General features: G+C 62.7%; 16 protein-coding genes. 2 read left to right on the top strand and 14 right to left on the bottom strand.

The window, feature by feature from the left end; translation table 11 throughout:
* Nucleotides 1-12: 12 nt before the first annotated feature.
* The 8 genes from NKJ67_RS26840 to NKJ67_RS26875 all read right to left on the bottom strand — a co-directional run bounded on the left by NKJ67_RS26840 (nucleotide 13) and on the right by NKJ67_RS26875 (nucleotide 8,061).
* Entirely contained in the window at nucleotides 13-828 is an 816-nt protein-coding gene (locus NKJ67_RS26840) for an ABC transporter permease (RefSeq protein WP_127381746.1), read from the bottom strand.
* Nucleotides 825-1,655 (bottom strand): ABC transporter ATP-binding protein, encoded by an 831-nt coding sequence (locus NKJ67_RS26845; protein WP_352584139.1) that lies wholly within the window; start codon nucleotides 1,653-1,655, stop codon nucleotides 825-827. The genes NKJ67_RS26840 and NKJ67_RS26845 overlap by 4 nt, the downstream gene beginning before the upstream one ends.
* A 130-nt stretch (nucleotides 1,656-1,785) precedes the next feature.
* The gene (fhmpcd1, locus tag NKJ67_RS26850; protein ID WP_352584162.1) at nucleotides 1,786-2,715 is read right to left on the bottom strand and encodes a 5-formyl-3-hydroxy-2-methylpyridine 4-carboxylate 5-dehydrogenase; all 930 of its coding nucleotides are present in this window, start codon (nucleotides 2,713-2,715) and stop codon (nucleotides 1,786-1,788) included.
* Complete coding sequence (locus NKJ67_RS26855; RefSeq protein WP_013529861.1) at nucleotides 2,715-3,335, bottom strand: glutathione S-transferase family protein; 621 nt, start codon at nucleotides 3,333-3,335, stop codon at nucleotides 2,715-2,717. The genes fhmpcd1 and NKJ67_RS26855 overlap by 1 nt, the downstream gene beginning before the upstream one ends.
* Before the next feature lie 24 nt (nucleotides 3,336-3,359).
* Nucleotides 3,360-3,770, bottom strand: coding sequence for a RidA family protein (locus tag NKJ67_RS26860; protein WP_013529860.1), 411 nt, complete (start codon nucleotides 3,768-3,770; stop codon nucleotides 3,360-3,362).
* A 7-nt stretch (nucleotides 3,771-3,777) separates the two neighbouring features.
* Nucleotides 3,778-4,935 (bottom strand): LVIVD repeat-containing protein, encoded by a 1,158-nt coding sequence (locus tag NKJ67_RS26865; RefSeq protein WP_127320951.1) that lies wholly within the window; start codon nucleotides 4,933-4,935, stop codon nucleotides 3,778-3,780.
* Nucleotides 4,936-4,990: 55 nt separating this feature from the next.
* Nucleotides 4,991-6,142, bottom strand: coding sequence for a cupin domain-containing protein (locus NKJ67_RS26870; RefSeq protein ID WP_027039500.1), 1,152 nt, complete (start codon nucleotides 6,140-6,142; stop codon nucleotides 4,991-4,993).
* A 290-nt stretch (nucleotides 6,143-6,432) separates the two neighbouring features.
* Nucleotides 6,433-8,061, bottom strand: coding sequence for a GMC family oxidoreductase (locus tag NKJ67_RS26875; RefSeq protein WP_352584142.1), 1,629 nt, complete (start codon nucleotides 8,059-8,061; stop codon nucleotides 6,433-6,435).
* Between the two features lie 203 nt (nucleotides 8,062-8,264).
* Here NKJ67_RS26875 and NKJ67_RS26880 point away from each other — a divergent pair, with 203 nt between their 5' ends.
* A complete protein-coding gene (locus NKJ67_RS26880; RefSeq protein WP_127326712.1) occupies nucleotides 8,265-8,942 on the top strand; it encodes a FadR/GntR family transcriptional regulator in 678 nt (225 codons plus the stop codon).
* Between the two features lie 43 nt (nucleotides 8,943-8,985).
* Nucleotides 8,986-10,536: a GMC family oxidoreductase gene (locus tag NKJ67_RS26885; RefSeq protein ID WP_352584144.1), complete on the top strand. Its 1,551-nt coding sequence runs from the start codon at nucleotides 8,986-8,988 to the stop codon at nucleotides 10,534-10,536.
* A 58-nt stretch (nucleotides 10,537-10,594) separates the two neighbouring features.
* On the opposite strand, the gene NKJ67_RS26890 is transcribed toward NKJ67_RS26885, so the two are convergent.
* From NKJ67_RS26890 to NKJ67_RS26915, 6 genes are all read right to left on the bottom strand, one after another.
* Nucleotides 10,595-11,347, bottom strand: a complete 753-nt coding sequence (locus tag NKJ67_RS26890) for a GGDEF domain-containing protein (protein WP_127326711.1) — start codon at nucleotides 11,345-11,347, stop codon at nucleotides 10,595-10,597.
* A gap of 151 nt (nucleotides 11,348-11,498) precedes the next feature.
* On the bottom strand, nucleotides 11,499-11,888 hold the full coding sequence (locus tag NKJ67_RS26895; RefSeq protein WP_352584147.1) for a thermonuclease family protein: 390 nt from the start codon (nucleotides 11,886-11,888) through the stop codon (nucleotides 11,499-11,501).
* Nucleotides 11,889-12,236: 348 nt separating this feature from the next.
* A complete protein-coding gene (locus NKJ67_RS26900) occupies nucleotides 12,237-13,436 on the bottom strand; it encodes a type 1 periplasmic-binding domain-containing protein (RefSeq protein WP_128305810.1) in 1,200 nt (399 codons plus the stop codon).
* 92 nt (nucleotides 13,437-13,528) lie between these two features.
* Nucleotides 13,529-14,302, bottom strand: coding sequence for a lytic transglycosylase domain-containing protein (locus tag NKJ67_RS26905; RefSeq protein WP_352584164.1), 774 nt, complete (start codon nucleotides 14,300-14,302; stop codon nucleotides 13,529-13,531).
* A gap of 32 nt (nucleotides 14,303-14,334) precedes the next feature.
* Nucleotides 14,335-14,706 carry a PDZ domain-containing protein gene (locus NKJ67_RS26910; protein WP_352553316.1) on the bottom strand — a complete coding sequence of 124 codons (372 nt, stop codon included), beginning with the start codon at nucleotides 14,704-14,706 and terminating at the stop codon, nucleotides 14,335-14,337.
* A gap of 60 nt (nucleotides 14,707-14,766) precedes the next feature.
* The coding region (locus NKJ67_RS26915) for a beta strand repeat-containing protein (protein ID WP_352584151.1) at nucleotides 14,767-16,997 on the bottom strand (2,231 nt) is incomplete at its 5' end.

A 16,997-nucleotide genomic window follows, 5' to 3' on the forward strand; every position in this document is an offset into this window, starting at 1 on the left:
GATCGAGCGGGCCTAGGACTGGCTGAATTTCGGCGCCCACGGCACCACGATGCGTTCGAGGATTTCGGCGGCGTAGTAGAAGGCGATGCCAAGCACGGAAACGAGCAGCAGCGCTGCGAAGACCAGCGCCGTGTCGAGCTGGGTCGAAGCGAACTGGATGACGTAGCCGAGACCGTCCGAGGCGCCGGCAAATTCGCCGACGATGGCGCCGATCACGCTCAACGTGGCGGCGATCTTGGTTCCGGCCATAAGGTTCGGCAGCGAGTGCGGAACGCGGATCCTGAACAGGATCTGCGTCTGGCTGGCTCCGACGGAATTCATCAGCGACAGCAGCGAGCGGTCTACCGATTGCATGCCCGCCAGCATGGAGAGCGTCACCGGGAAGAAGGCGATGACCAGGATCAGGCCGATCTTGGGCGCCAGTCCATAGCCGAACCAGAGGATGAAGATCGGCGCGAGCGCGACTTTCGGCACGTTCTGGAACAGCACCACCAGCGGATACAGGGCGCGTCCCAACCAATCGAAGCGCACGATGAGCAGCGCAATGGCGATGCCGACCACGACCGAGACCAGGAAGCCGAACAGGATCTCGCCCGCCGTCACCAGCGTCGCCTGCATCAGCGTGCCCCATTGCGCGACCAGCGACTTCGCGATCTCGGACGGAGCGGGAATAATGAAAGCGGATATGGCAAAGACCCGCACGGCCGCTTCCCACAGCACGATCGTCACCAGCAGCAGGATGACCGCAGGAAGCCAGCTGCCGGTCGCCGCACTCCAGCTGGAGGCGAGGCGCGGCTCGGAAAGGTCGGTGATAGGTTGGTCGCTCAAGACGCGCCTCCCGGTTGATGACTGGAGCGCAGCATCGTTCGCAACTGGACCACCAGCCTGACGAACTCCGGATCTTCGGTGACCGACAGGTCGCGCGGATAAGGCAGCGCAATGTCGAGGCTCTCGGTGATCCGCCCGGGCTTGATCCCCAGCACGTGAACATGGCGCGACAGATGGATGGCCTCGTCGATGGAATGGGTGACGAGCACGATCGTCTTGCCGGTCCGCTGCCAGATCTCCAGCAGCGACTGGCCCATCGAATCGCGGGTGATGGCATCGAGCGCGCCGAACGGTTCGTCCATCAGCAGGACTGCGGGATCGAGCGCCAGGGCCCGTGCAATGGCGACCCGCTGCCGCATGCCGCCCGACAGCTCGTTTGGCCGCTTGTGGGCGCTGTCGCCCAGCCCCACCAGCTCCAGCATCTCCTGCCCGCGCGCCCGCAGATCCGAGCGCGACAGCGACTTGTCGGCGATGCTGAGCAGCATCGAGGCATTGTCGACGGCGTTTTTCCAGGGGAGCAGGTTGGCGTCCTGGAAGACGAGGCCGATCATCCGCTTGCGCGCCGCCTCGGTCGGCGCGAGCCCGGCGATCGAAACGCTGCCCTGGGTCGGCTGCACCAGTCCGGCCAGCACCTTGAGCAAGGTGCTCTTGCCACAGCCGGAAGGGCCGATAAGGGAAACGAACGATCCCTTTGGCACCGAAAGATCGATGTTGCTGAGTATCAGCTGCCGGGCCATGACCACCGAAACGCCCTTGGCGGAGATCAGATCGTCATGGCGGATATGGGCCGGCTTGTCGCCGGCGGCCCGGATGGTTTCAATGCGCATGGCTTGCCGCCCCGCGCGCTGTTTTCTGTCGCACCCGCACCATCTTGATGGCGAAGGCGCCCTTCACACAAACAGCCGACCGGTGGAACTCCTCGAACCGGCCTGCCCTCTGCGCACCATGTGACATTGGCTACTCCCGGCCTTCCAGGATGCGCCGCACCGCGACGAGCTTGCGCGCCCGTTCACCTTGCAGCGCCTTTGTCTGCTCGGGCGTGTAGGCAAACATGCCCTCGCCCGACTTGATGCCGAACTTCGACGCAGCCGTTTTCTCCAGCACCATCGGCGCGACATCGTCGCGGTTGGAGAGATCGGCATTCAGGAAGGACGAGACGGATTTGTAGATGTCGAGCCCCGCCATATCGAGCAGCGCCATCGGGCCGATGACGGCGATCTTGTAGCCGATGCCCCAGGATACGCAGGTGTCGAGGTCTTCCGGCTCGATGACGCCGCGCTCGACAAGATCGACCGCCTCGCGCAGCAGCGCATAGAGCACGCGGTTCTCGACGAAGCCTGGAACGTCCTTCTTCACCACCACCGGCAGCAGGCCGATCGACCGGATGAGATCGCGGATAACAGCCACGGTTTCAGGCGCGGTCTTTTCGCCGCCGATCACCTCGATCATCGGGATGATGTGCGGCGGGTTCGACCAGTGCATGCCGACCATCCGCTCGGGATGCGAGATATGCGCCTGCAGCTTGGTGATCGGGATGCCCGACGTGTCGGAGGCGACGATGACGGACGGGCCGATCAGCGGATCGATGCCGCGATAGGTCTGCGCCTTGATGTCGATATTCTCGGGCACGTTCTCGATCACCAGTTCGGCGCCATCGACGGCCTCGGCGATCGTCTCGACGAAACGCACGCTGCCGGCGCCAGTCCCGGGCGCCTCGATGTCGAGACGGTCGAGCACGCCGCCGGCGAGATCGAGCATGCCGCGGGCGCGCTCGATTGCCCCTGGCGAAACATCATACGCCGTCACATCGAGCCCGCCGCGCGAAAGCCGCGCGGCGATGCCTGGACCCATCGTTCCCAGTCCGATGAGAGCGGCGCGCTTGATCATCATGCCGCCTTTGCGGGAGCAGCGGTGGTTGCCGCCTTGAAAGCCGGCCGGGCGGCGATTGCGGCCACCCAGCGCTCCAGATTGGGCATTGACGGCCGGTCGATCTTGAAGTCGACGCAGCGCTTCAGGATCGGCGCGCAGGCGATGTCGGCAAGGGTCAGCTTGCCGAGCGCCAGGAAGTCCTTGCCGGCCAGGTGGCCGTCGACGATCTTGAGCTGCGCGACAAGGTCCTTCACTTGTTCCTTGTATTCGGCGGTCTGTTCCTCGGGCGTGAGCTTGGCGCCCTTGAAGGCCGCCAGGTAGCCGGGATTGACCGCAGCCAGCAGGAAATCCATCCAGCGCTCGACCTCGGTCTTTTCCGCCGGCGTGGCGCCATTCAACTGTTCGCCGCCGAATGCCGCGAGATAGCGCAGGATGGTGTTGGACTCCCAGATCACGGTGTCGCCGTCGACCAGCGTCGGCACCTTGGAGGTCGGGTTGAGCGCCTTGTATTCCGCCGTCTGCGTGTTCTCGAACTGGCGGCCATAATCCTCGCGCTTGTAGGAGGCTCCCAGCTCTTCGAGCATGAAGAGCACCTTCTGGACGTTGCCTGATGTCTGGCGGCCTAACAGCTTGTACATGTCGTCTCCTCGCTAGTCCAAGGCCTACTTGCTCGCCGGCAGCGGCTTGTAGACGATGGCGTCCATTTCGATCTTGGTGTTGATGACCGCCTTTGCCTCGACGGTCGTGCGTGCCAGAACGGCGTCGCCGATCCCTTCGAGGAACGCCTTGTTGTAGCGGCCGAAATCGCGCGTATCCTCGAGATAGGTGGTGATCCGCACGACATCCGACAGCGTCGCGCCTTCATGCGCGATGACGCGCGCGATGGTCTTCAGCGTCGCCAGCGTCTCTTCCTCGATCGTGCCGCTGATCATGTTGTTGTTCTCGTCCTTCGGCACCTGGCCCGAGACGAAGATGAAATCGCCGGCACGCACCGCCGGATGAAACGGCAGGTTCGGGTTCTTGTTGCCGATGGCGTAGTGGCTGGCGGATTTTCGCGTGCTGTCGCTCAACATACCCCCCTTAGAGAACACTGGTTTCGATGATGTCGACGCCACGGATGCGATCGATCAGGTAGACGATGCCACGGTCGTCGATGGTCACGTCGTTGGACGAGGAACGCTCCGCCCCCTCCGGCGCGTCGGGCATGAAATGGCCGACTTCCTTTGGCGCGAACGGATCGGCGATGTCGACGAGGCGCAGACCCTGCGCGAACCATGCAAACGGAATGACGGTTCCATTGAACCGCTCGGAGGGCTGGTGGCAGCCCGTCATCGGCGGTTGCGGCGCGCCATCCGGGTCGAGGCCAGGCACCTGGAAGGTCGAGATCGGCAACGGGTTGGTCTCGTCGGTGATGTCGTAGATCCAGGTGAAGGCCGGCGGTGAAGGTCGCAGTTTGGCGACATCCTCGTCGGCCACCACCATGATGTTGCGGCCCTTGAGCGGCTGTGGGATCGGCAGGCAGGTGTGGGTGGGATGCGGAAAGCTCGGGCTCGAATTGACGTGCGAGACCAGCTTCGGCTTGGTGATGTCCGAAATGTCGAGGATGAACAGCCCGTGATGCCAGTAGCTGACATAGAGCCGGTCGCCCATGCGCAGAGGATGGTGGCAACGCGGCGTGACATAGTCATGCCACGGGTATTCTTCGCCGCCACCCGTCCACTGGCCGGGTATCCACCAGCGTCCGACCTCGACCGGCTTCGTGGGATCGATCAGGTCGAGGATCATCACGATGTTGCCGACATAACCGTCGGCGGTCGGCGAGATGTAGACGTAACGGCCGTCGAAGTCGTAGCGGTGGACGCCCTTGCCGCCGGTTATCCATTTCGAGATGAGCTTGGGCTGCGCCGGCTTGGTTGTGTCGTAAAGCGCCAGTCCGCCGCCGAAATCGGCCGGGCCGGCATCACCAAAGCGCTCGTGGTTGATGATCATCAGCCCGTCCTTGGCGCGCACCTTGTGCGAATGCCAGCCGGGCGGAACATCGATCGTGGCTATCTTGCGAGGATTGCGCGGGTCGGAAATGTCGACCAGCGTCGTGCCGCTCGGCGGCCGCATGTGACCGATATAAAGGATGTTGCCATCGACCCAGACCTGGCCGCCGCCTGGACAGTCGACATGGCCGATCTGCTTGGTGTTGAACGCCGAAACCAAATGCATACGCCCTTGCTGCTGAAACGTCATTTCGATGTCCCCGCCGCCGATCGCGGCGGGACAGTGCTTGCCGAAGGGCCGGAAACTAGACGAGGCGGAGCAGATCGCCGGCCTGGTTGCGGCCCCAGCGCTTGTAGAGGAGCAGCGCCTTCTGCGTCGGCGCATCAGTGGCGCCGAAGAAGATCACCGGCTCGCTCGACGAGCCGTTGACATGCTCGACCCAGGAACCGCCAGGTATGGCAATGGTGTCGAACTGGTTCCAGTCATAACGTTTGCCGTCGATGATCGAATGGCCGTTGCCGCGGAACGGCGCCAAGAGCAGGCTGGCGGTCTCGCGCTGCGGCAAGGTCTTCTCGCCGGGACGCAGCATCTGCACGTAGAAATTGATGGTGTGGAAGACGGGTCCGCCGGTGGTCGGATCGACATAGTCGATGACGATGCCTTCATGGGGGTCGCCATCCCAATCCTTGTGGGCGTCGAGAACCGCTTCCATCTTCTCCCAGCGATAGACATACATCGGCGACGACAGGCCGCCGCCGCGCTTGTGATCGACGAAACGCGGCATCAGGCCACCCTCGCCATAGATGCGCTGTGAGTAGTCACCGGGATAGCGGGCGGTCTGCACCTTCTTCTCGACTTCCTTGCCATCGACCATCTCGGTGTATTTGTGGTCGAAATGGACGGCATGCAGCGTTTCGACCAGCGGCAGGTCGAGCACCGACAGGTTGACCGCCTGCTCGCCGCCGACGGTGCCATGATTGTGCCAGGCGTCGTTGGGCGTCAGCACCATGTCGCCCGGGCCGAAGACCACGTCTTCGCCCTCGACGCCGGTGAAATTGCCCTTGCCGGTCAGGCCGAAGCGGATGGCGCTCGGCGAGTGCTTGTGCGGCGGCATGATCTCGTCGGGATCGTTCAGGCGGTAGGCGGTGTACATGGTGCTGACCGATGCACGCTTGGGCGCAAGACCGGGATTGACCAGGATCAGCGAACGGCGCTCACTGTCGTCCATGGTCACCAGTTCGGCGGCGCGCTGCAGCAGCGGCTCGATGTCCGAATAGGACCACACGAAGGGAACGGCCTTCGACGTCGCCATCAGCTGCTTGATCTCGTCATGATCGACGCCTTCCGACGTCGCCCAGAACGGAAACATGTTCTTTGCGTAGAGGGCGTCATAGAGGCCCTTGAGTGCTGCCTTCTTGTTGGTGAGCACATCGTTAGCTGGTTGCGCCAGGGACATATCGGACACCTCTCGTCACGAAGAAAATACTTCTAACCAACTCAACCGTATTCGCATTGGTTTTGCTCGACAATAGCCAAATTGCGAATTTTATAAGTTTTTGGTTGAGGTGCATTTTTGGGAGGCAAATGCCCAGAAATAGGCAGAATAGCCTAGAAATGCGCGAGATACGGCTCGCAATCAGGGTGTGAAACCGCTTCGCCACGGCCATGCGGAAGCGCATGACAGTCCAACCAACGCAGTTTTTCAGTCTCAACCAAAAGACTTTGGTTGTATTCCGGCCGCCTCTATCAGGCCGCCACGCTCTGTTGAGCGCGGCTGCGGATCAGATCCGCGGCCTTTTCGGCGATCATGATGACCGCCGCATTGATGTTACCACAGACGAGGTCTGGCATGACCGAGGCGTCCACGACACGAAGTCCGGCGATGCCGCGCACCCGCAATTCCGGATCGACCACCGATGCCGCATCGACGCCCATACGGCACGTGCCGGCCGGATGATGCACGGTGATCGAGGTCTTGCGGATATGCTCGTCGATCTCTTCGTCGCTCTCGCATTTCGGGCCGGGAAAGAACTCCGCGCCAACGAACGGAGCCATGGACGGCTGGCTGGCAAGGTTGCGCGCAACGCGAAAGCCGGCGCGAAGCGATTGCCAGTCGCGCTGCGAAGACAGGAAGTTCTGGTGGATCAGCGGCGCGGCGACCGGATCGCTCGACGCCAGCCTGACGCTGCCGCGGCTCTCCGGCTGCACCGCAACGATACGGGTCGCAAAGCCGTCGGCGAACGGCGCCTTGAACGGCGACATATAAGGCCATGCCCCCAGCGGTGCAGCGGTGAAAAGCAGCTGCACGTCCGGCAGCGGCCGGCTTGCGTCGCTCTTCAGGAATGCCACGACGCCGCCAGGCACATCTCCCGAAAAGCCCTTTCCGGTGAGATAGGTCTTGACGAAATCCAGCCCGATACGATCGGCCCGCATCATCTTGAGAAACGGTCCCGGCTGTTTGCGCCGATACATCAGGATGACCGAAACGTGGTCCTGCAAATTCTTTCCAACCTGCGCACGATCGACCTTCGTCTCGATGCCATGCGCCGCGAGCTCACCGCCGTCGCCTATGCCTGACAGCATCATCAGCTGCGGCGTGTTGATGACGCCGCCGGCAAGCAGGACTTCGCGCCGCGCCAGAACTTCATGGCTCGCCCCGCCTCTGGTGTAGGCAATGCCCGCCGCGCGCCCATCCCTGAGCAGGATCTTCGTCGCCATCGCGCCGGTCAGCACCTTGACATTGCCGCGGCGCATGGCCGGCCGCAGATAGGCGGTCGCGGTCGAGCAGCGGCGGCCGTTGGCGATCGTCATCTGCAGCCGGCCGAAGCCTTCCTGTATGGCACCGTTATAGTCGTCGGTCTGCGGGTATCCGGCATCACGGCTGGCTGTGGCGAAGGCATCGATCAGTTCGTCCTTGTACCGGCAGAACTGGGTGTTCAGCGGCCCGCTGCCACCACGGTACCGGCTTTCCCCCGCTTCCCAGTGCTCCTGCTTCTTGAAGTAGGGCAGCACCTTGTCGAACGACCAATCCGTCAGGCCGCTTGCCGCCCAGCGATCGTAGTCGCCGCGATTGCCGCGCACATAAGCCATGGCGTTGGTGGAGGAAGAGCCGCCGATGACCTTGCCGCGCGCGCATTCGACCTTGCGCCCGCCGACATTGGCCTCGGGCTCGCAGAAATACATCCAGTCGTGGCGGCGCTCGGTCAGTATCTTGCCCCAGCCGAGCGGGATGTGGATCATCGGATCGCGGTCCCAATCCCCCGCCTCCAGCAGAAGCACCGATACGGCAGGGTCCTCGCTCAGCCGGTTCGCCAGCACGCAGCCGGCCGATCCCGCACCGACAATGACGTAGTCAAAGGTTTCGCCAGCCGGCATGCGTGATCCTCGGGAGAAAACGGCCCGCCGCGATGGCAACCGTCGACATGGGCAGTCAACCATCGCGCAACTGGTGTTGTCAACCATTGCGTACAGCTGTAGATTGGTTGAATTGGTTGAGTGCCGTCGAACAGGTTTTCGTGTCACAATATGATGTCGGGACGTTGAGTCGGCGGTCTGCCAATCGGACAGGAGATTTGGTTTTGAGCGCATTCGAGCCGCAGGTCGGACCATCGGATCTCGACGACATCATCGCCGCGGTCCGCCAGTTGCAGCAGGGCGGCGGCAAGCTTCCGTCCGAGCGCGATCTTGCGCAACATCTGAGCGTCAAGCGCCATCAGCTTCGCAAGGCGCTTGAAGTGCTGCGCCTTTCGGGCGACCTCAAACCGGCGCGCGCCAGGCGGGCGCCGACCGCCCTTCCGAGATATGGCGAGGAACTGGTCAGGGTAACCAATCCGATCGAGGTCCTGGAATTGCGCCTGATCATGGAGCCGGGCCTTGCCCGACTGGCGTCGCTGCGCGCCTCCTCTTTCGAGACGGCGCGGATCCTCGACGCGGCAACCACGCCGGAGAACGCCCCGTCGGGTGAGGTCGACTTCGCTTTCCATCTCGCGATCGTTGCCGCGGCCCGCAACCATCTCGCCGCGGAATTCTACAAGATGCTGCGCCAGGTCGGCGTCGATGCGCGGGTGAAAGTTGCGCGCACCGCAGCCCCCACCTGCCCCAAGCGGATCGCCCACCGCGACGGCGAGCATCGCCTGATCGCCGAGGCGATCTCGCAGCGCGATCCCGAAGCGGCAGAGGCCGCAATGCGCGCGCACCTTTTGTCCGTGCAGAGACAGATCATGGAACGGTCGAATGCCGGCGCCTTTGCCGCGTGATCGTATCAGCTTCCGATAGTGAGCCTGTGCGGGGAATTTCAAATTGAAACGTCATTTCGACGTGCTGGTGATCGGCGCGGGATCCGCAGGCTCGGTTGTTGCCAGCCGGCTCAGTGAAGACCGGTCTTGCCAGGTCGGCCTCATCGAGGCCGGGGCGATGCCGGCCGATCCCGACATCGCCGATCCGCTGAAATGGACGATGCTCCAGGGCCGCGCCTACGACTGGAGCTACCGGACCGTGCCCCAGCCCTTCACCGCCAACCGCGTCCATGAATGGCCGCGCGGCAGGATCGTCGGCGGCTCGAGCTGCCTGCATGCAATGGCCTATGTGCGCGGCCATGCCGATGATTTCGAACCCTGGGCGCAAGCTGGCGGCGAGCGCTGGTCCTATCGGGGGTTGTTGCCGGGCTTCATCCGCAGCGAAGCCTTCACTGCCTTCGACGGGCCGACACGCGGCAAGAGTGGCCCGCTGGACGTCTATCTGCCGGACGCCGAAGTCAGTCCGGTCGTGCGGGCCTACATCGCCGCCGGGCGCGCCATGGGTGCTCCCGCCCTGAGCGACCACAACAGCGGCGAACTGGTCGGCACTAGTCCCAATTCACTCAACATACGTGACGGCAAGCGCCTGAGCGTCGCCGACGCCTATCTGCCGCCGCGGGTCATGGCGCGGCCGAACCTGACCTTGCTCGCCGGCCACGAGGTCGAGCACCTGGTGCTGGACGGCCACAAGGTCACGGGCGTGAGCGTGGTGTGCGGGGGTGAGACCGGAACGCTGTCCGCCGACCGGATCGTTCTTTGCGCCGGCGCCGTGTCCTCGCCGCTCATCCTCATGCGGTCGGGTATTGGTTGCCCGGATACGCTGAAGCAGGCTCACATACGTTGCCTTGCCGATCGGGGCGATGTCGGCCGCAACCTGCAGGATCATCTGCTTGCTCTCGGAAATGTCTACAGCACGAAGAAGCCGGTGCCGCCCTCCCGCCTGCAGCACTCCGAATCGCTGATGTACCTGCACAGCGATGACCCGACCCGCTCCACGGGAAGTCCCGATATCGTGCTGGCCTGCGTCGTCGCGCCGTCTGCGGCCGAGGGCCTGAAGACCCCGCTTTATGGCTCGGCCTTTACCATCCTGTGCGGCGTCACTCATCCAACAAGCCGCGGGCGCATCACACCGAGCGGCCCGAGCCGCAACGATGCGCCGGTCATCGACCCGCATTACCTCGAAACCGAACACGATCGCGCGACATTCAGGATGGCGTTGAAGCGGGCGCGCATGGTCGGCCATCATGCGGCCCTGGGCGAATGGCGCGATACGGAGATCCTGCCAGGTGCACCGGTTCAGTCCGATGCCGAACTCGATGCTTTCATCGCCAGGGCTGCTTCCACCCATCACCATCCGGCCGGCACCTGCCGGATGGGTCGTGACACTGAGGCCGTCGTCGATCCTGACTTGCGGCTGAACGGCTTCGACAATGCCTTTGTCGTCGACGCCTCGGTGATGCCGGCGATCCCGAGCGGACCGATCAACGCCGCGATCGTCGCCATCGCCGAAACCTGGGCGGCGTCTTCACGGGCTACCCCGTCGTCGTCAGCGTAACCGCGGCCGCGTCCGACAGTTCCCCTGGTTTCCGAATGGCTCTGGTTCCCAGCGATGGTCAGCTATGGAGATGCGTCAGTTCAAACGCGGCTCCGTCCTGGACGCCGGCCATGCGCTGCTCGGCGGACCGGAACATGTCCGCGAACTCCACCTGGTTTTCGAACACCACGCCGCCGACCTTGACGGTCAGGGCATCCTCGGTCCCTTTTGGCGCGAAATAGACTTGCGCGATGCGCGCCCGGATACGCTCGCCGATTTCCCTGGCTTCTGCTTCGGTCGCGCCGGCGAGGAAAACCCCGAACATCGACGTTCCCATGCGTCCAACCAGATCCTCCGCACGCACCGACGATTGTATGGTCGAGGCTATGAGCCGCAAGGCTTGATCGCCCCATTCAAGACCAAAGCGCAGGTTGATGGACCGCAGATGTTCCGAATGGATGACCAGGAAGGCGCCCGATTTCGGCCCCGGCACCGACGGCCGTGCCGTTCTTTTTTCGACCATCGACGTGAAGACCGCTCCGTTCAGGCAGCCGGTCATGGTGTCGAAGGTTGCCGACTTGTCGAGTTCCCGGCGATAGCGACGAAGCTCGATCTGTTTCAATCCAACGAACAGAAAAAGCGGAACGCCAAGGACAACGGGCAACAGGATTGCCGTGATCATGCTGCGCCCAAATGGCGTCAGCGCCTCGGAGAACAGGAGCAGGTAATTGAGGCCGACGGAAACGCCCAGGATTGCAGCGGTTCCCAGAAAGGTCAGCAAAGCGACGCTTTTCCATGCTTGGTCGGTGGTGCTCGCCATAGTCTTTATCACTGGCCGATCTCCTGTGGTTGGGCTGGTATAAGGCCGGTGTGTTGCAATTTCAGTTTCAAGGAAGCTTGCAATTTAATCGATTGCGTGATGACCCCATCAAGGCTGCGCCCGTGGCGATTGACAAACAAAACATCAGGGAATGAATGGCAGGCTATTGTGCCGGGCCGAATATGCCCATCTCAGCCTTTCGGGCTGTCGCCTCCGCCTTGCCGTAGATGCCGCTCGGCAGCGCCGTGGCCCAGCCGTTGGAGACCAGCCAGGCGCCAACATCCTGCTTGCCCAGCCTGCATGGCGCGGCGACGGCAAAACGCTCGACGTCCGGCGGTACGAAACAGTGCAAGGCGCGTCCCCTCAGCCAGGAATTGAAAACGGCGCGTGCGCGAAGGCCGCAAGGCCAGGTGACGTCATGAAACGAGCAGGAGCTGTCGAGATCGATGCCCCGCACTCCGCTGATGACCACCTTGCGGCCCATGGATGCGAACATCGCCGACGATGTGGCAACCGGGCGGTAGAGCAAGACCTCCCGCCAATCCCCGGGCATTGGCGTTTTCGGGGGCACGGCGAGACCGAGCTCGCTGAGTGGCGGACGGGGCTCGGCCCGTTCGATCTCAGCGGGATCAAGCCGTGGCGGAGCGATCAGGTCTTGAGCAACCTTGCGCGCCGGCTCCAGGCGTTGTGCGCCGGCTACCGGGGCAACCGGCCGGATAGGCTGCGTATCGTCAACATCCCGCGACGGGGCACGGACAGGCCGATCGACCGAAAGCAACGCCCCACCTTGAATGATCAGCAGTATCCCGGCCAGAAGCAGCAGGCTTCCGAGCGCGATCGCCAAGCGGCTGCGGCCCGGCCTGCCCATCAGCTTGAACAGGATCTTAGGGATTTGCGCCGGTCAGAAACCCGACGTCGATTTGGCAACCAGCTTGAGCGCACCTTTTTCAATCCGATAGAACGGCATCGAGCGTTCGCTAGATCCGTCGGCCCGAAACCGGAACAGGCCGGTCGACCCGCGAAAGCCGTTTGGATTCTCGAGAACCTTTTTGCTGAAGCCATCAGGCCCGATCGCGCTGGCAATCCCTGCCGTCAGGGCAACCATGTCATAGGCATAGGCCACATTGACGTCAGCCGGATAGTTGTATGCCGTCCTGAAGCGGTCGGCGATCGGCCCGGTTTCACTTGGATCGAGCGTGGCGATAAACGCCCCCTCTAAGAGCGGATCCATGGGGTGCTCCAGCCAACGGTTCGTTCCGACGACGGAGACAGTCTTTCCCGGAATGCCCTTCGATTTGAGGGCGGCAAGGACAGGCGACGGACTGCCATTGCCGCTGGCGACAATGACGGCGTCGGGGGCGTCCACGAGTGAGCCCATTTCGTCGACCGCCTTCGCGGCGCCGTCGCCGGCGGAATATCGGAGAGTGACCGCGAGCGCCGCGCCGTAGATGCTGAGGCTGTTTGCGACCCGCTTCTCCATGGCGCCGGCGTTTGGGCCATCCGCGACAAGCAGTACGAACTTCTTGCTGCCTTTCGCGGCTAGTCCCGCAGCGCCCGCGGCGGCGCTGTCCGCTTCGCCAAGGAGCACGGCATAAACCCCGGCGCCACCGGCGAAATTATCGGCGAGCGCCAGGACCGGTGGCCGCTTCGATCCAGACAGCGTGGCAATATGCTGGGCTGCCGTCAGTTCGGTCGGGCCGATCACGACCTTCGAGCCCGTCGTTATGGCCGTTATCGCCATTTTGCCGGCCAGTGCGCTGTCGCCTTTGGTGTCTTCTACCGTCAGCGTAAGCAGTCCATTGCCAATATCCGTCATCGCCAGCTTGGCCGCATCCAGCATCTTCCTGCCGTTTTCGCCCGCTGTTCCGGAGCCGGACAACGGCAGCAGCATCGTGACTTTGGTCGAACCGGTGCCCAGCGACTGGGTCGCCTGGACGGGACCGGTAACAGCGGCCCCATTCTGCCCGGCAGGCGCGGCAACCGCCGCCGGATCGAGCACTTCGGACACGCCGCCTTTCGACTGGCAGCCCGACACGATCGCGGCGAGCGCCAAGGCGATTGCCCATGTCCGCGGACAGTGGACCTGTCGGCCAGCTTCCATGAATGCTCCACCCCTATGTGCCGCCGGATATTGTTCCCGGTCTGGTCTCCAACGCATGTTACGGCGGACTTGCAGTGCCGTCTGTAGTTCTTTTAGCCGCCGAAAAGCCTGCCTCTGAGCGTCCTGATCTGCCTTGCTTGCCCGGCACTTCGATAGTCGGCGCATTTCATGTATCGCGGCCCGGGCACGAACAGGCGGCGCACGCAAACGCCCTTTGCCCCCTTCCCCGGCCAGAATTGGGCAGCGGCTCCACCCTCACCGCCTGAAAAGGCGGAAAAGCCGAACGTCGCCACCGGCAACGGCCCGGTCACTTCAATCCCCTCCCTTGCCAGGATTGCCCGCGCACGCTGGCAGTAGCGGACCGAATGGGCCGAGAACCGGCTTTCATTGTGCCCGGCGCGATACTTCATGACGGTGGTGCACAGATCGCCCCCGGCCAGCCTGTTGGCCTGTGCAAGATATCTGACTCCCAGCGCGATGTTGGTCGCCGGCGCGCTCAGATCGTCCAGAGAACCTCGAAAGCCGAGCATCCTGGCCGTCGCCGGCATCACCTGCATCAGGCCGACTTCGCCGTCGGCGCCTTGCACGCCGGGATCGAAGCCGCTTTCGATCTCCATCACCGCATGCGCCAGCAGCGGCTCCAGGCCATGGATCGATGCCTGGCAGCTGGCAAATGCCTTGAATGTCTGCCGGGTCCACTCCGTGGCCGGATCACAGCGCACTGCCTGCTTCAGGCCGGCCGAAAGCCGTTGTTTCACGGACGGTCGTTCCAGCCAGTTGGCACTGGCCGGCGTGACCGTTTGGACAAAGCCAAACAACACGATCGCGCCCGCGACCGCCTTCAGGAAGGATCCGTCGGCTGTCATGATGGCCAACAGGCGTGGGTTCGCCTATCCGGTCAGTGCATGTACTCGACCATGCGATCGTGAAAACACTCGCATTTGTTGAGGGTGTCTTCGTCCTTGTAGTTCGTCTTGAGATAGCCGTAAGCCATGCCGCAGGCGACCTTGGCTTCCGATGCCCAGACGAAGACGGGACGCGACGAGTTGATCCACTCCGAGCTGTTGGCGACGACCACCGACTCGTCCATCAGCTTCACCACCTGCTCCCTGAGATCGACGATGTTGTCGTTCAGCACCAGGTTGGACGTCCCCACGACACGGCAATAGTCGCCCGTCGGACCTTCGATGATGTCGGCGGCATAACCCGTCGACCCGACTGCCAGCAACAGCGTCGCAGCGGAAACCAGCAGTCTTGCAGAACGTTTCATGTTGAGCTCCCCTCGATATTAGCGATGTATAACATAGTCGCGTGGTCGCGCGCTATGGCGTTAGATAGTGGCCGTGTGTTGTACGTGCGCCGTGTCGTCGTAGAGTATCGTGATGGCGCCGGCAGTGGTCGGTCCGTTCTGCAACTCGGCAACGGCCACGAAATTGGCCGCATTGCCCGAACCATCGGTGTCGACGCTCAACGTCTTGGTGCTGGTGTCGTAATGCACGTAGTCGTCGATGGTCCCTGCAGCCTTGTCGAACAACGCAGTCAGGTCGATTTGATCTCCTTCGCCTTTATTGTAGTCGATGATGAGATCTTTGATATTCAGGTCGTCGAGCTTGAACGTGTCGGCGCCGATGCCGCCGGTCATCGTGTCATGGCCAGCGCCGCCGATGAGCAGGTCGTTGCCGTTGCCGCCAATCAACGTATCGTCGCCTCCCCCGCCCCACAGTGCACTTCCGGTGTTGTGGGCGGTCAATGTATCTGCGAAATGCGAGCCGATGGCATTCTCGAAGTTGCTAATCGTGTCGCCACTCGCACCCGCTCCGCTCACTGTCTGCGTTGACAGATTGATCGTGACCGCGCCCGACGCATTGCTGTAGTCGACGGTGTCGCCGGGGCCGGTTCCGCCGTTGAGCGTGTCGGCACCCGAACTCGCGGCAATCACCTCCGCAGTCGTGGTACCCGTCTCCTGATAGCCGGAGCCGGTATGGGTTCCGACTAGCGAGACGGACAGATTGTCCGAACTGGTGACGGAGTCGCCATCATGATCGGTGATGCCAAGCACAAAATTCAGCGTCGTGTCGCTAATGATCGTCTGCGAGTTGTAGGTAAGCGACAGGATCACGAGCTTGGGATCCTCACTACTTGCGCTCGAGATGTTCTTCACATCCGCTTCGCTGAAGTCGAAGAACGCCCCGCTGTTCGATCCGTTGGTCCCCCAATGGGCCGCGTCGATAATCAGCGGCGTGCCGTCCGCTTGGGTTACATTCCAAGTGGCGGAGATGGTGTGCGTCGTATCCCAAATGGTCACCAGGAAATGCTCGGACACAGCGTTTCCGCTTTTTCCGATGGCCATTGAGACTTGATCCTGAAGCAGAGCGAACTTGAAGGTCAGGGTTTCGTTCGTGTCCAGGTTGCCGTTGCCGACCCCCAACCCGTTATTGTTCATGTATACGTTGTCGTTGACGTTTGACGCGTTGAACCCATCGATAAGGACATCATAGCCACTGGCTGGAACCGCACCGTTGCCGAAGCTGCCAACGTTGTTGATGATCGTCGCGTAGTTGCCGTTACCCGGATGGACCCCCGTGATATCGAACGTATTGGTCGACTGCAGGCTGTTCGTCACAAGGTGGAAGTCGTAGGTCCCATCAGCTGCGACAGTCAGCGTGAAGTATTCGTTCGCGCCGGTGGCGCCCTGCGCATCCGCAAGGTTTGTGTAGGCGAACATCTCGGACGAGTGGGTTGCCGGATCGTAGTGCGTGTACTCGTAGAACGTGTAGAGAGTCGTCGTTCCACTCTTCACGTCGACCTGATTGATGGTGTCGCCGGCACCATTCGTCCCGTGGCCGGTCAAGATATAGGTCAACCCGGCGGGTGCAGTCCCCATAGCCAAGGTGATCGCCGAAGTAAGGCTCAGCCCATCCGCTCCAAAGGATGGCTGCCAGGTGCCGTGAACATCAGTGCCGCTGATGTTCGGCATGATCGCGTCCTGAATGCCGGTGATCGTTGGGGTATCGTCATCAACATTAATCGTCAGCGAGCCGGTCGCCGTATCCCCGTCATGATCGGTTGTCGTGTAGCCGACCGTGAACGCCACGTCGTTCTCGTTGGCGCCCGCCGGGTGGTCGATCGCATGCAGCTGGGTGACCGTGTAGGCGCCGGCCGTCGTGTTCGACAGCGACACCGACATCACCGCCACCGCGATGCCGTTCTGGATCTGGCTGATCGTCAACAATGTGCCGGTGCCGTTCACCGTCTGGATGAAGGCACCTTCCACCACCGACGAGGTCGGCAGGCCGGCACCCGACAGCAGTGTCGAGCCGGCGCCATCGGCGCCGTAGCTGTGTGCCAGCGTTCCGGTGAGGTTGGCGGTGTCGGGAGTGACGTCACCCGTGCCGCCGGGGTTGCCGCCGGCAAGCGCGTCGTCGTCGAGTTGGACGGCGAGGTTGGTCGCCACCGTCGGTAAATCATCATCCACGGTCACGGTCAGCGTGCCGGTCGCGGCCGTGGCGGCCGTGTCGTCGGCGTCGTAGACCTTGTAGCTCAGGTTGAAGCCGAGATTGT

The organism is Mesorhizobium sp. M0088 (assembly GCF_040322895.1).
In the GTDB taxonomy this organism is placed as follows: domain Bacteria; phylum Pseudomonadota; class Alphaproteobacteria; order Rhizobiales; family Rhizobiaceae; genus Mesorhizobium.